Source organism: Asanoa ferruginea, from assembly GCF_003387075.1.
Classification (GTDB): Bacteria; Actinomycetota; Actinomycetes; order Mycobacteriales; family Micromonosporaceae; genus Asanoa; species Asanoa ferruginea.
The window spans coordinates 1-13,465 of sequence record NZ_QUMQ01000001.1; the positions used below are offsets into that span (position 1 = coordinate 1).

A 13,465-nucleotide genomic window follows, 5' to 3' on the forward strand; every position below is an offset into this window, starting at 1 on the left:
CTCGGCCGGGTCGAGGGGCGGCGGCGGGTCGCCGACCTGCTCGACCGGTTCGAGCTCACGGAAGCGGCCCGGAAGCTGGCCTCGACCTACTCCGGTGGCATGCGGCGCCGCCTCGACCTGGCCATGACGCTGGTCGGCGAGCCCCGCGTGATCTTCCTGGACGAGCCGACCACCGGGCTCGACCCGCGCAGCCGCCGGATGATGTGGCAGACCATCCGCGGGCTGGTGGCGGGCGGCGTCACGATCTTCCTGACCACGCAGTATCTCGAGGAGGCCGACCACCTCGCCGACCGGATCGCGGTGCTCGACCGGGGCACGCTGGTCGCCGAAGGGACCGCCGAAGAGCTCAAGCGTGGGCTGCCCGGCGGCCACGTGCGGCTGCGGTTCGCCGACCCGGCGGGGCTTGACGCGGCGGCCCGCGTACTCGATGGCGGGTCAAGGGATGACGAGGCGCTCACCCTGCTGGTGCCCGGTGACGGCGGCGTCGCCGCGTTGCGCGGGTTGCTCGACCGGTTGGATCAGGCGGCGATCGAGGTCGAAGAGTTGTCGGTGCACACACCCGACCTCGACGACGTGTTCTTCGCGCTCACCGGCAACCCCATCGCGACCGAGGAGGCCGTCCGATGACCGACGCGGGGACCATGCTGCGGCGCAACCTGCGACACACGCTGCGCAACCCGGGAACAGTGATCATGACGATCGGGCTGCCGGTCGTGCTGCTGCTGGTGTTCGTGGAGGTGTTCGGCGACGCGCTGATCGCCGGCATGGGCAGCGCGACGCACGGCGACTACATCAACTACGTGGTGGCCGGAATCCTGCTGATGACCGTCGGCTACGGGGCCAGCACGACGGCCATGGCGGTCAACCGCGACCTCACCGGGGGCATCATCGCCCGGTTCCGCACGATGGCGATCTCCCGAGCGTCGGTGTTGACCGGGCACGTGGTCGGCTCGGTCGCCCGTACCCTCGTCAGCTCTGTTCTCGTGGTCTTCGTCGCCGTGCTCCTCGGGTTCCGGCCCGACGGCGACCCGCTCCGGTTGCTCGCCGCGTTCGGCCTGGTCGCGCTGCTCGCGGTCGCGCTCACCTGGCTGGCCGTCGCCGTCGGCCTGGCGGCCCGGACCGCCGAGGGCACCGGTCCGTTCACCCTGGTCGTGCAACTGCTGCCGTTTCTGAGCAGCGCCTTCGTGTCGCCGGACTCGATGGGTGGCGCGGTGGGCTGGTTCGCCGAGCACGAGCCGTTCACGCCGATCATCGACACGTTGCGGGCGCTGTTGCTGGGGCTGCCGACCGAACACGGCGGGATCGTCGCCGTCGCCTGGTGCGTCGGGCTCGCGGTGGCCGGCTACGGGTGGGCGCGGGCGCTGTTCAGGCGCGACCCCAACCGCTGAGCACAGGACCGAAGACCTTCATGATCGAGACTGGCGTACGCCGAGACAGCGTCGGCGTACGCCGGTCCGTCCGTCTTCCGGGCGATGCCCCGGATCCGCTCGGGCGACATGGTCGGCTGGAATCCGCGCAGCAGCCCGAACCGCTCCGCCAGCGCGATCATCCGCACAGCCCGCGCGGGGTCGGTGTCGAGCTCGGTCATCGCGAGGGCCAGCAGCAGCGTGCCGCAGACCGGGAAACCGGCGGCGGTCGCGGTCGGCAGCGTGCGGGCCAGGATGCCGGGCAACGACGTGACGAGGTCGTCGACCAGGTCGAGCCGGCCGAAGCGGGCGTGGGTGAGCACGGCCACGGCCTCGACCTCGAAGGGCCACAGCCCGGCGCCGGTGGCACCGCGGACCCGATCGGCGGCCTCCCGCCAGAGTCGCAGGCCCCCGTCGATGTCGCCGCGGCCGAGGCGGATCTCGGCGCGGGCGCAGAGTTCGAACCCGGCCAGATCCTCGGCGCCGGCCGGCGCCTCCTCGTCGAGCGCGCGCTCGGCCTCGTCGAACGCGCCGCGTTGCAGGTTGGCCAGCACCAGCGCCCAACGACCGCGGGTGGCGGTCGACCAGCCGAGTTCCGTCGTGATGGCCAGGGCGGCGTCGAGGTGGCGCAGTGCCTCCTCCCCCGGGTCGACCTGGAGCGACAGCTCACCGACCCGGCCGTGTGCGACCGCGCGCAGCACCGGCGGGCCGTCGTCGTCGAAGCACGCGAGCATCCGCCGGGCCGCGAGCAGCGCGCGGTCGAGGTCGTTGGCGGAGTTCTCCCACACGTAGCTCAGCACGTAGTTGGCGACGCCGGCGAGCATCGTCCGGTCGGCGGTCGCCAATTCCTCCAGCGCGGCGAGATCCTTAGCGCACAGGGCGATGTGTGCCGCGCGGATCAGCGTGTCGGGCTCGGCCGCCGGCAGGCGGCGCAGGGTGACCAGGGCGCGGGCCGGGCTCAGCTCCGGCGTGACGAAGCCGACCATCGCGCCGAGCACCGCGGCCGTCCGGGTCGCCTCGACGAAGCCCGGCCCGGGCCGGAAGTGCGACAGCACCCAGGCGGTGTCTTCGGCCAGGCCGGCCAGCCGGGTGAAGTTGGACTCCGTGATCCACAGGCTGCCCAGCATGGCCGCCGTAACCGCGACGGTCGCGCCGTCGGCCCGCTCGAGCCCGTAGCGCAGGGCCTGCACCAGGTTGTCCTGCTCGGCCCGGATCGCGCCGACGGCCAGCGAGCCCGAGGTGAGGTCGGCCTCCTGCCACTGCTCGCCGTAGTCGCCGGCCCAGGCCAGGAAGCCGTCGACGACCCGGTCGGTCTCGCCGGCCTCCGCGCGGCGGGCGGTGCTGAACTCGCGCACCGTCTCCAGCATCCGGAAGCGGGTGCCCGATCCGCCGTCGCCGACCCGCAGCAGCGACTGGTCGACGAGCTGCTCCAGGATCGCGTCGTCGCCGAGCAGGCGGCGGGCGGCGGCCGCGGTGAACCCGCCCGGAAACACCGAGAGGGCGCGCATGGCCGCCTGCCCGGCGGGCTCCAGCAGGTGCCAGCTCCAGTCGATGACGGCGTGCAGGGTCTGGTGGCGGCCGGGCGCGTCGCGGGTGCTGCCGCGCAGCACGGCGAACCGGTCGTCGAGCCGGCTGGCGATCTCGGGGACCGACATCACCCGGACCCGCGCGGCGGCCAGCTCCGCGGCGAGCGGGAGGCCGTCGAGACGGGCGGACAACTGGCGTACGACGCTCGGTGGCAGGTCGACATCGGGCCGGACCGCGCGGGCGCGCTGGCCGAACAGGTCGACCATCGTCGGCAGGTCGAGCTCAGGCAGCGGGTAGACGGACTCCGAGGACAGGCCCAGCGGGGCCCGGCTGGTGGTGAGCACCCGCAGGTCGGCGCTGCGTGAGACCAGGGCCTGGACCAGGGCGGCGGTGCCGCGTACGACGTGTTCGCAGTTGTCGAGCACCAGCAGGCCGGGGCCGAGCGCGTCGACGATCGCGTCGGCTCCCCGCACGCCCATTGCTTCCGCGACCTCGCCGAGCACGTCGCTGTCGGCCGTGGCACCGGCCAGCGCGACGAAGTGCACCACCCGCTGGTCGGCGGCCCGGGCCACGGCGTGCGCGAGCCGGGTCTTGCCGAGGCCGCCGGGCCCGACGATCGAGGTGACCCTTGCGGTCTTCAGCAGGTCGGCCACGGCGGCGGCGTCCCGGTCGCGGCCGAGCATCGGGTTGGGCTCCTGCCGCACCCCGCTTCGGACAACAGGGGCATCGATCAGGAGCAGCTTCTGGTACGCCGTCCGCAGCGCCGGCCCGGGTTCCGTGCCCAGCTCGTCGCGCAGGGTCCGGCGGTAGGCGTCGTACCTGGTCAGGGCCTCGGCCGGGCCGGCGGTGGCGGCTTCGGAGCGGAGCAGTTCGGCGAGGATTGTCTCGTCGCGGGGGTGCTCGGCGGCGAGCGCGCGCAGCGGCTCGATCGCCTCGGTCGCGCGGCCCAGGCGGGAGAGCGCGAGCGCGCGGGACCGGACCAGCGACCGGTAGGTCGTCGCCCGCGCGTTGCGCAACGCGCTCAACGGGTCGGCGGCGTCGTGGTCCTGGGCGCCTTCACAGAGAGCGAGGCCGGATTCGGCGTGCGCGAGGGCGGCTTGTGCATCGGTGGCCCGCTCGCTCGCCGCCGCCTCCAGCAGCACGGCCTCGGCGTCGACCTGGTCAGGGCGCAGCGCGAGGCGGTAGCCGGTGGGGGTGCTGACGATGAGCTCCGGACCCAGCCGCGCCCGGGCGCGGGAGACCAGGATCTGGAGCGCCTTGGTGGGGTGCTCGGGTTGCTCGTCGGGCCAGAGCGCTTCGACCAGCCGGGCGGTGCTACTGCCCGTGCGCAGGTCACCGGCCAGCACCGCGAGCAGGCCACGCGGGCCAGCGCCGGTGACCTCCTGGTTTCGGTAGGCCACCCGCGAGAGCAGAGTCAGCTCGATGGTCACTGCCGCCAGGCTAGCCCGGTCGGGTCGTCTTCCGGGACCGCGACAATGGGCGGATGACCGCCGCACGTGACGCCGCTTACTTCGACCAGTGGTATGCCGACATGGCCGCCTCACCCGCTCGCGACGCGATCGTCGCCAGCACCCTGGGGCTGCCTCCGGAACTGGGCTTCGCCAGCGCCCTGTCCTGGCCGGCTCTCGGCGAGGTGGCCGCGGCGCTTCGGCTGCCGGCGGACGGGCTGCTGCTCGACCTCGGCTGCGGGCGCGGCGGCTATGGCATCGAGGTCGCCCATCGGGCCGGCGCCCGCCTGGTCGGCGTGGACTTCTCCGCCGTGGCCCTCGCCCACGCCGAGTCGATCGCCGCGCGCCGGCTGCCGGCGGGCCGGGCCGAGTTCCGGGTCGGAACGCTGACCGAGGCCGGTCTGCCCACGGCGGTCGCCGACGGGGTGATGTGCGTCGACGCGGTGCAGTTCGCGGCGCCGCCGCTGGCCGGGCTGCTGGAGTTTCGTCGGCTCCTGCGGCCGGGCGGGCGGCTCGCGGTGACGAGTTGGGAGGCCGCCAGCCCGGCCGACGAGCGGGTGTCGGCGCGGATCCACGCGATGGATCTGCGGCGCGATCTGCCCGCGGCGGGCTTCGTCGAGGTGGAGGTGCGGGAGATGCCGGAGTGGCGGGCGGCGGAACGGACGCTGTGGGAGGCGGCGCTCGCGGCGCCGGACTCCGACCCGGCCGTGCGGTCGCTCCAGGTCGAGGGGCGGCGGTCGCTGGAGTCGTTCGATTCGCTCCGCCGGGTGTTCGCGACCGCTACGGCGCCCTGATCTCTTTGTCAGGCTTCGTCGTCGAAGGTCAGCGTGAGGGTGCTGCGGTAGGCGTCGGAGCCGGTCTCGTCGGGGCGCTGGTCGTCGGGTTCGGTGTCGCCCGACCAGACCTTCACCGCGCGGTAGGCGAACCCGTCCTGCTCCGCGGCCTCGGCCTCGGCCTCGGCCTCGGCCCAGAACGAGACGCGCTGCCCTTCGGCGAGCTGTTTCGGCCCGTTGCCCGCGATCGCCGAGAAGTGCACCCAGCAGCCGCCGGGCACGTCCGGACCGTCGATGATTCCCCAACCCTCGTCGGCGGTGTAGGCCCGCACCACCCCAGAACTCGTCACGGCCTCAGTGTGCTGGCGTCCAGGTGACTGTCAACTGATCTCTGCGGCCGATCAGCCGGAGCCGGTCGGTCAGCGCGTCCTGGATGAGGGCCAGGTGCTGCGCTTCGTCGGCCTCGGCTCTGAGCGTGAGTTCGTCGGCGGTGGCCCGCAGCGTGCAGCGGCCGCGGTCGAACTCGATGACCCCGTCGGTGCCGGTCGCCTCGGCCCGGCGCGGAACCAACGCGGTCGCGGTGTCGGCGCCGTGGTGGTGGTGGCCGCCGATCCGGGCGGTGTGGCCGCACAACTGGTCGAGGTAGCGGTTGGCCCGGTCGGTGCGGATGCGCGCTTCGGCGGTCGGCATGCCGCTAGTTTTTCGAGACAGAGTGTCGCCGTCAAGGCAGTTGTCTACGAGTGCGAGTACGATCGGCCGCATGCCGAAGATCTGGAGCCAGACGATCGAGGCGCATAGAGACGCCGTCCGGGAGGCCACCATCGACGCCACCGCGGCCCTGGTCGCCGCGCAGGGCCTGACGGGCGTGACCATGTCGCAGATCGCCAAGGACACCGGCATCGGCCGCGCGACGCTCTACAAATACTTTCCCGATGTCGAGTCGATCCTGGTCGCCTGGCACGACCGGCAGATCACCGAGCACCTACGCGATCTGATCCAGGTACGCGACCGCACCACCGGCGCCGCGCGACGCCTGGAGGCGGTGCTGGCGGCGTACGCGAAGGCGATCTCCCACCGGCGTGGCTCGCACGACGAGCTCGGCGACCTGCTGCACCGCGGTGCGCGGGTCAGCGCGGCACACCGCCAGTTGAGCGACCTCGTCCGGGAGCTGATCGTCGACGCCGCCGCGGCGGGCGCCATCACCCGGGATGTCCCGGCCAACGAACTGACTCTTTACTGCCTGCACGCCCTGGGAGCGGCGCCCGGCCTGCGCGGCCCGGCGGCAGTCGGCCGGCTGGTCCGGACCACCCTGGCCGGGCTCCGCGCCGACGACCGGGGATAGTGGGTCCGTGGATCTCGACGCCGTGCGCACCTTCGTCGCCGCCGCCGACGCCGGCCAGTTCCAGGACGCCGCCGCGGCGCTGTCGATCACACAGCAGGCCGTGTCCAAGCGGATCGCGGCCCTGGAGCGAGATCTCGACGTGCGGCTGTTCACCCGCACGGCCCGCGGCGCCCAGCTCACGATCGACGGCCAGACGTTCCTCCCACACGCCCGCGAACTCCTCCGGGTGGAAGCCCGCGCCGACGCGTCCGTGCGCCCGGGCCGGCGGGCCCTACGCGTCGATGTCCACAGTCGACGGATAGCGCCGGCCGTGCTGCTGCAAGACTTCCACCGCGCGCACCCGCGGATCGAACTCGACGTCGTCACCCTCGACGCCGACATGCAAGGCGCGATCGCGGCCGTCGACGCGGGATCGGTCGACGCCAGCTTCCGCGCGATCACCGTGCCCGCCCGGCAACTGCCGGGCCTGATCAGGACCGCCCGGGTGATCGACGAGCACCACGAGTTGCTGGTCGGCCCACGCCATCCGCTGGCCAACGCCCGCGCCGTCACGCCGTCCCAACTCGCCGACCACCGCATCTGGATGCCCGGGATGGCGACCGGCACCGAGTGGTCCGACTACTACGACGAACTCGCCGCGGCGTTCGGGCTCACCATCGACCTGGTCGGCCCGGTCTTCGGCAACGAGGCACTACTGGCCGAGATCGCCGACTCCGCGGAATTGGCGACGCTGGCCGGCGAACGCACGCGCTACCTATGGCCGGACAGCTACGACCTGCGGCGCATCCCGGTGCGCGACCCGGCACCGATCTACCCGATGTCGCTCATCTGGCGGGCCGACAACCCACATCCAGGCCTGAGCAAGCTCCGCGACCACCTCGGCTCCCGACGGGTCGAAGCAGCCGACGAGAAGGTGTGGCTGCCGACGTGGGCGCAGCCATCAAGCCCGGCGGTGCCGGCGCAGCCGTGAGGCCAGGCGGTACAGGCGAAGCCGTCACGCCAGGCGCCGTGGGCGAAGCCGTGAGGCCAGGCCGTGTAGGCGAAGCCAGCACACCAGGCGCCGTGGGCGAAGCCGTGAGGCCAGGCCGTGTAGGCGAAGCCAGCACACCAGGCGCCGTGGGCGAAGCCGTGAGGCCAGGCCGTGTAGGCGAAGCCGTCACGCCAGGCGCCGTGGGCGAAGCCGTCACGCCAAGCGGCCTCGGCGCAGCCGTGCGGCCAGGCGGTGTCGGCGCAGCCGTCACGCCAGGCGGTACAGGCGAAGCCGTCACGCCAGGCGCCGTGGGCGAAGCCGTCACGCCAAGCGGCCTCGGCGCAGCCGTGCGGCCAGGCGGTGTCGGCGCAGCCGTCACGCCACCGCGGTACAGGCGAAGCCGTCACGCCAGGCGCCGTGGGCGAAGCCGTCACGCCAAGCGGCCTCGGCGCAGCCGTGCGGCCAGGCGGGTGTCGGCGCAGCCGTCACGCCAGCCAGCGTCGGCGCAGCCGTCAGGCCGGGCGGCGCAGGGTCGCCTCGGTCTGCTCGTCGGCCGGGAAGAACAGCTCGATTGACAGGTCCGACAGGGTGACGTCCAGCGGGGTGCCGAACGTGCTCAGCAGGGTGAACATCGACAGTTCCGCGCCGGCGTGTTCCAGTCGCCAGGACAGGACCGGGTCGTCGGCTTCGTCCGACGACAGGTGGCGCCAGGTCTGGCGTTCGGGAATGGCGGGCCAGGTCGCGACCTCGTCAGCGAGGGCGGCGAGGCCGGGGTCCTGGGTGCGCACGACCGCGCGGTCGAGGCGGCGCAGCAGGTAGGCGGACCATTCGGGAAAGTTGCGGGTGCGGCCCGCGAATCCCGCCGGGTGCAGGGCCATCCGGAAGATGTTGGCCGGCTCGCCGCGCACGTCTTCCGGGATGCCGGCGACGAGCCGGCGCGCAGCGCGGTTGCTGAGCAGCACGTTCCAGTGCCCGTCGATCGCGAGACCGGGGAACGGGTCGTGCGCGTCCAGCAGCGCCTGCAACGAGGTGCGCACGCGAGAAAGCGCCGGGCCGGTCAGCGGTGACTCCGGATAGCGCGGTGCGTATCCGGCCGCCAGCAGCCAGTCGTTGCGTTCCCGCAGCGGCAGGTCGAGATGCTCGGCGATCTTGATCAGCAGGCCCGGGCTCGGCTTCGACTTGCCCAGTTCGACAAAGCTCAGGTGGCGGGGTGAGACGCCGATCTCGTAGGCCAGGTCCAACTGGCTGCGTCTGGCCAGTCCCCGTTGCTGGCGGATCAGCTCGCCGACGTTCGCTGTTGTCACGTTATGTCACCATAGCCGGCCGGTGCGAGCCGGAACGAGTACCTGCCAGGTATTCGCATTCGCGTCTCCCGAGCGGGCACGCTGGCGACGGGCCTACGAACACGAGAGCAAGGGGAAACGGTGACCGCTTCTGTCCTCCAGTTGCTGCGCGACCGCAAGAAACAGGGAAGTACTCCCGGCCAGCGCGGCGACGACGCCCGCCTGGTGCTGCTGATCGAAGGGGGAAGCTCCCGTGGTGCCTACTCGAGCGGCATGACGATCGCCATCGAACAACTCGGGCTGTTGCCGATGTTCGACGCGGTCTACGGCAGCTCCGCGGGCGCGCTGAACGCGGCCTGGCTGCTCTGCGGTAGGGCCGAGAGCACGAAGCACGCGTGGTGGGACCCGATCGTCATGCGGACCACCATCGACCCCCGGCGCGCGCTGAGCCGCCGGCCGGTCGTGGACACCCGTTTTTTGATCCACACCGTCTACACCGAGATCATGCCGATGGGCTTCCAGGAGATCCTCGACAGCACCGTCGAGTTCCACCCGGTCGCCACCGACGCCCGCACCGGCCGGGCCGTCGACCTGCACGACCAGATCCGTGACCAGGCCAGCCTTCAGGCCGCCCTGCGCGCGTCGACCGCGATGCCCCTGCTGGCCGGGGAACCGGTCGAGATCGACGGGCGGACGTACGTCGACGCCGGGCTGAGCGAGGCGGTCCCGGTGCGCACGGCCCTCGCCGGGCAGGCCACGCACATCGTCGCGCTGCGCACCCGGCGCACGGACGAAACCTCTTCGGCTCCCTCCCGCGGCGAACGCCTGCTGTTGTCGCGCTGGTTCGCCCGGCGCGCACCAGGAGCCGCCGATACCTGGCTGCGCCGCGCGACCCTGCGGGCCGAGGAAGAGCGGCTTCTCGCCGCGCACCCCGCGACCCTGCAGATCCGCCCACCGATCGGCAGCGCCAACATCGGCCGCACCGAACGCCGCCCGGACCCGCTGCGCGCGGCCGTCGAAACCGGCCGCCAGGCGGCGCTTAACGCGCTGGGTTGCACCGACGACGCGATGACCGTCGCGCCGGGTTGACCCCTCAGGCGCCGTCCGCCCGCGGAAGCGCCGGGTCGAACCAGTCGCGCAGGTCTTCGGCGGTCGGGGTTTGACCGCCCAGGCACCTTCCGCCCGCGGAAGCGCCACGTCGAGCCAGTCACGCAGGTCTTCGGCGGTCGGCGTTTGACCGCCCAGGCACCTTCTGCCTGCGGACGCCAGTTCGAACCAGTCACGGAGGTTTTCGGCGGGTCGGGGATTTAGTCGGTCAGGCGCCTTCGGCCCGCTGAAGGGCCACGTCGAACCAGTCGCGCAGGTCTTCCGCGGTCGGGGGTTTGGCCGGACGGGTGGGGTCGGGAACGCGCACCCGGTAGACCTTCGCCGCGAGCGGGATCACCGCGGTGACCGGCTCGAGTTCGGGGCCGCGCCCGGCCAGCACCGGCTGGCCTTCGTGCGGGTAGCCGCGGTCTGGGCCGTGTCCCACGCGCCAGGTCAGGTCGGGCACCGCGCGGCGCAGGCACTCCAGGGCGTAGAAGGAGATCGCGTCGATCAGGGCGAGTGACTCGTCGGACCAGACGTGTGGGGCTAGGAAGAGGCTGCGGCCGAACCACATCGGCAGGTCGGCGTCGGTCGGGCGTTGGTAGGCGCTGCCGTTGGCGAGGAAGACCTTTTCCTTGGGAGCATCGGCGGCCCGGGGCTCGAGCCGACCGGTCGCCCACTGCCACAACGGGACCAGGCTCTCGCGGGAAAAGTCGAGCCGCAACGGGGTTCCCGCCGCCGCGGCGTGGTCGCGCAGCCAGGCGAGCCGGTCGTCGCCGGCGGCCAGGTAGCGGTGCAGGTAGTCCTCATCGGACTCCGCCCGTGTCGCGGGGGGCGCCCCGACCGAAGGCACCGAGATCAGGTCGAGCAGCTCGTCGAGCGGGGCCCCGGTGACGTCGCCTTCTTCGATGATGAGCCGGCCGCCGCTGGCGTTGGCCAGGTCTCGCAGCACTTCGAGGACCGGCGCCGCCTCGTCGCGGTAGGCATCCGCCGGGCGGTTGGGAAAGCTGTCCCAGATCGAGACCTCGAGCTGCCCGACCCCCGTGCGGCCGGGGTAGACGAACCATTGCGTGCCGACGCGCTCGCCGTCCCAGGACAGCTCGGCGTATTCACCCGACGGGACCAGGGCGTGCAGATCGGGATCGTCGCCGAGCAGCCTGCTGAGCAGGGCGACCGTGGTCGCCCTGCTCAGCTCGGTCCCGGACGGGACCACCCCCATGGTCAGACTCACAGTGTTGGCTAGCTTATCGGGTGAATCGTGAACGGAATGTTGTTGAGCTTCAGGCATTCGAGCACGTTGGGCGCGATGCCGATGCTGTGGTAGCGGTCGTGCGCGATGAAGTGCCAGTGCACGCCCTTGATGTTGGGCTTGCCCGGCGTGCTGCCGTCTTGCCCGTGCACGGCTTTGCCCTCGGGCGTGAGCATCCAGGCGTCCTTGCGGCACTCGTCGATCATGCTGCTCCAGGTCGGGACACCGGTCTTGACCTCGTGCAGGACGAGCTCGCCATCGACCGGGTCGACCTCGGCGCAGTCGGCGACGCGCTTGATCGACCTGGGCCGCGGGAAGCCTCTCGTGGAGACCTCGTGCTGGGGTTGGCAGTTGCCGTTGAGAATGATGTCCCTCAGCGCGACCTCGCCGGCCGGCCCGTTGCGCTGCGGCGGGACCGAGACGCCGTCACGGTGGAGGGGGTGCCGCATGGCGTCGGCGATCTCCTCCCAGTCGGTGCGACTTCCGCGGGTCAGGTTGCGGATGTCGGCCCGGCTGAACCGGAACGCGGCGATGTTGAAGTCGCCGGTGTCGCCGACGAGGAAGTTGTAGGTCTCGCCCAGGATCAGTTCGAGCGCCACGTCCTTGACGGCGTCGGGGATCTTGTCCCACTTGGTGACGAACCGCAGGGTCTCGCCCATCCGGTGGACGTAACGCAGGACGAAGCGGGCCGCCTTGCCCGGAATCGCGACCGCGTCGCCCACGTAGGGCACGACACCGAGAATGCTCAGCCCCGCGCTGACCCAGTCGCCGTGGATCACTCCGGCGATCGTGTCGCGCAGGTCGGCCAGGCCACCGAGGATCCAGCCGACGACCGGGATCGCGCTCAGGCCGCCTGAGCACAGGTTGCCCGCGAGCCAGGCCATCGAGTCGCGCGGTTGGAAGTCGCCGGCGAACATCCCGAGCAGGAAGTCGCTGACGTAGGTCCACTTGCTGATCTGCTGGTCGGGGAAGCCCGGGTCGAGGCCGAGGTCTTCCATGTGGACCGACTCGTAGTCGTCGCGCAGCGTGTCGCCGTCGGTGTCGACGTTGAGCGGGTCGATGGCCAGCTCGTTGACCTCGTTGCCGTCGGACAGCCCGTCACCGTCGCTGTCGACGTTGTTGGGATCGGTCTCGGCGTCTTCCTCGGCGACGTCGATCAGCCCGTCGCCGTCGGTGTCGGAGAGGTTGGGTGCGGGCACGATCGGCGGCAGGTCACCGGTGGCGGGCGGGGCCCGGGGCTGGTCGGCGACGAGCGGGTTGCTGCCCTTGGCGACCTCGGCACCGTCGCTGGCCCCGTCACCGTCGGTGTCGGGGTTGGTGGGCGAGGTGCCGAGTTCCTGCTCCTGCAGGTTGGTCAGGCCGTCGTTGTCGACGTCTTCGCTGGCGTCGCTGACCCCGTCGTGGTCGGTGTCGGCCAGGTTGGGCATCGTCCAGCCGGCCAGGGCGTTGATCTCGAACTTGTCGGTCAGCCCGTCGCTGTCGGAGTCGACCAGCAGCGGGCTCGCACCGAACCGCAGCTCGACCACGTCGACCACACCGTCGGCGTCATGGTCGCCGTCGTAGGTGATGCCGAGCCGGGGCAGCACGTGGAAGCCGTCTTGCCAGGCCTTCTCGGCGTGCACGGTGGCCGACGTGACGTTGGCCTTCTCCAGCATCTTGTCGGTCTTGTCGAGCCAGGTCTTCGCGCTGTCGAGGTCGCCGAACGCGCCGCTGAGGCCCGGTGGCGCCGGTGCCGGTGGCGGGTTGGCGCGGAACGGCCCGATGGTCGCCTCGGCGTCTTGCACCGCGGCGTCGGCGAGCAGCCGGATCGCGGTGAGCAGGTTGACGATGGCGGTGGTGAAGGCCTGCTCCTGGGCGGCGTCGTGCGAGCCGCTCAACCGGCTCTTCACGAACGACGCGAGGTGCTTGAGGTTGTCGTAGGCGGCGCCGGCGTCGGCGACGGTCTTGAAGCGCGCGCCGTCGTAGTAGCGGTTGGTGACGTCGGCCGCCACCGCGTCGACCCGGCTCTCGTGCGCGTCGCCCCCGAGGAAGGGCCGGATCGCGTCGATCGCGTCGGTGATCGACTGGCGCGCGTCATGGGTGTAGTCGGTGGTCGGTATCTTCGCGACCTCTTGCTCCCACCGAGGCGTTCCCTCCGCTGAGGCCTCGTTGGCAAAGCCGAGCTGCACCGCCATCGCGGCAGTGACCGCGGCGGCGAGCACCCGAGTTCGTAACCGTGCGTGGCTGGCCATCACACTCCCATCCATCGATGTGTCTGGGAGGAGAGGCTACGGAGGACCTCCGACAGTTGTTGTCCCGCAACTCATTGCCAGCAGGCATTCGCGCGCGTACATCCTGATTGGACGCAGTTTTCAATATCTGGACAGGCCTATTAGTAAAGA

Annotated in this window: 12 protein-coding genes; 6 read left to right on the forward strand and 6 right to left on the reverse strand. The window is 71.8% G+C overall.

Annotated features, from left to right (window positions below):
• Both DFJ67_RS00005 and DFJ67_RS00010 read left to right on the forward strand, forming a co-directional pair.
• Positions 1–627, forward strand: a 627-nt coding sequence (locus DFJ67_RS00005) for an ATP-binding cassette domain-containing protein (protein WP_116065965.1), incomplete at its 5' end; no start/stop codon positions are given.
• On the forward strand, positions 624–1,388 hold the full coding sequence (locus DFJ67_RS00010; RefSeq protein WP_116065966.1) for an ABC transporter permease: 765 nt from the start codon (positions 624–626) through the stop codon (positions 1,386–1,388). The genes DFJ67_RS00005 and DFJ67_RS00010, both read left to right, overlap by 4 nt.
• Here DFJ67_RS00010 and DFJ67_RS00015 read toward each other — a convergent pair.
• The gene (locus DFJ67_RS00015) at positions 1,343–4,363 is read right to left on the reverse strand and encodes an ATP-binding protein (RefSeq protein WP_116065967.1); all 3,021 of its coding nucleotides are present in this window, start codon (positions 4,361–4,363) and stop codon (positions 1,343–1,345) included. The genes DFJ67_RS00010 and DFJ67_RS00015 overlap by 46 nt on opposite strands.
• A 53-nt stretch (positions 4,364–4,416) precedes the next feature.
• Between DFJ67_RS00015 and DFJ67_RS00020 the strand changes: the two genes are divergently transcribed.
• On the forward strand, positions 4,417–5,175 hold the full coding sequence (locus tag DFJ67_RS00020; RefSeq protein ID WP_116065968.1) for a class I SAM-dependent methyltransferase: 759 nt from the start codon (positions 4,417–4,419) through the stop codon (positions 5,173–5,175).
• A gap of 8 nt (positions 5,176–5,183) precedes the next feature.
• Here the strand turns inward: DFJ67_RS00020 and DFJ67_RS44300 are convergent, their stop codons facing one another.
• Entirely contained in the window at positions 5,184–5,504 is a 321-nt protein-coding gene (locus DFJ67_RS44300; protein WP_116065969.1) for a cold shock domain-containing protein, read from the reverse strand.
• A gap of 4 nt (positions 5,505–5,508) precedes the next feature.
• Positions 5,509–5,844 (reverse strand): DUF2218 domain-containing protein, encoded by a 336-nt coding sequence (locus DFJ67_RS42480; protein WP_170215699.1) that lies wholly within the window; start codon positions 5,842–5,844, stop codon positions 5,509–5,511.
• A gap of 70 nt (positions 5,845–5,914) precedes the next feature.
• Here DFJ67_RS42480 and DFJ67_RS00035 point away from each other — a divergent pair, with 70 nt between their 5' ends.
• Positions 5,915–6,496, forward strand: a complete 582-nt coding sequence (locus tag DFJ67_RS00035; protein WP_116065970.1) for a TetR/AcrR family transcriptional regulator — start codon at positions 5,915–5,917, stop codon at positions 6,494–6,496.
• Between the two features lie 7 nt (positions 6,497–6,503).
• The gene (locus DFJ67_RS00040) at positions 6,504–7,466 is read left to right on the forward strand and encodes a LysR family transcriptional regulator (RefSeq protein ID WP_116065971.1); all 963 of its coding nucleotides are present in this window, start codon (positions 6,504–6,506) and stop codon (positions 7,464–7,466) included.
• 512 nt (positions 7,467–7,978) lie between these two features.
• On the opposite strand, the gene DFJ67_RS00045 is transcribed toward DFJ67_RS00040, so the two are convergent.
• On the reverse strand, positions 7,979–8,770 hold the full coding sequence (locus DFJ67_RS00045) for a helix-turn-helix domain-containing protein (RefSeq protein ID WP_116065972.1): 792 nt from the start codon (positions 8,768–8,770) through the stop codon (positions 7,979–7,981).
• 120 nt (positions 8,771–8,890) lie between these two features.
• Between DFJ67_RS00045 and DFJ67_RS00050 the strand changes: the two genes are divergently transcribed.
• Positions 8,891–9,838: a patatin-like phospholipase family protein gene (locus DFJ67_RS00050; protein ID WP_116065973.1), complete on the forward strand. Its 948-nt coding sequence runs from the start codon at positions 8,891–8,893 to the stop codon at positions 9,836–9,838.
• 226 nt (positions 9,839–10,064) lie between these two features.
• On the opposite strand, the gene DFJ67_RS00055 is transcribed toward DFJ67_RS00050, so the two are convergent.
• Together DFJ67_RS00055 and DFJ67_RS44305 are read right to left on the reverse strand one after the other, a co-directional pair.
• The gene (locus DFJ67_RS00055; protein WP_147315366.1) at positions 10,065–11,066 is read right to left on the reverse strand and encodes a hypothetical protein; all 1,002 of its coding nucleotides are present in this window, start codon (positions 11,064–11,066) and stop codon (positions 10,065–10,067) included.
• Between the two features lie 8 nt (positions 11,067–11,074).
• A complete protein-coding gene (locus tag DFJ67_RS44305) occupies positions 11,075–13,315 on the reverse strand; it encodes a hypothetical protein (RefSeq protein WP_147315367.1) in 2,241 nt (746 codons plus the stop codon).
• Positions 13,316–13,465: the final 150 nt, after the last annotated feature.

What these genes read in the sequence shown, in the direction of transcription:
- DFJ67_RS44305 (WP_147315367.1), bottom strand. Translation starts at nt 13,315, where the DNA reads ATGGCCAGCCACGCACGGTTACGAACTCGGGTGCTCGCCGCCGCGGTC.
- DFJ67_RS00010 (WP_116065966.1), top strand. Translation starts at nt 624, where the DNA reads ATGACCGACGCGGGGACCATGCTGCGGCGCAACCTGCGACACACGCTG.
- DFJ67_RS42480 (WP_170215699.1), bottom strand. Translation starts at nt 5,844, where the DNA reads ATGCCGACCGCCGAAGCGCGCATCCGCACCGACCGGGCCAACCGCTAC.
- DFJ67_RS00020 (WP_116065968.1), top strand. Translation starts at nt 4,417, where the DNA reads ATGACCGCCGCACGTGACGCCGCTTACTTCGACCAGTGGTATGCCGAC.
- DFJ67_RS00035 (WP_116065970.1), top strand. Translation starts at nt 5,915, where the DNA reads ATGCCGAAGATCTGGAGCCAGACGATCGAGGCGCATAGAGACGCCGTC.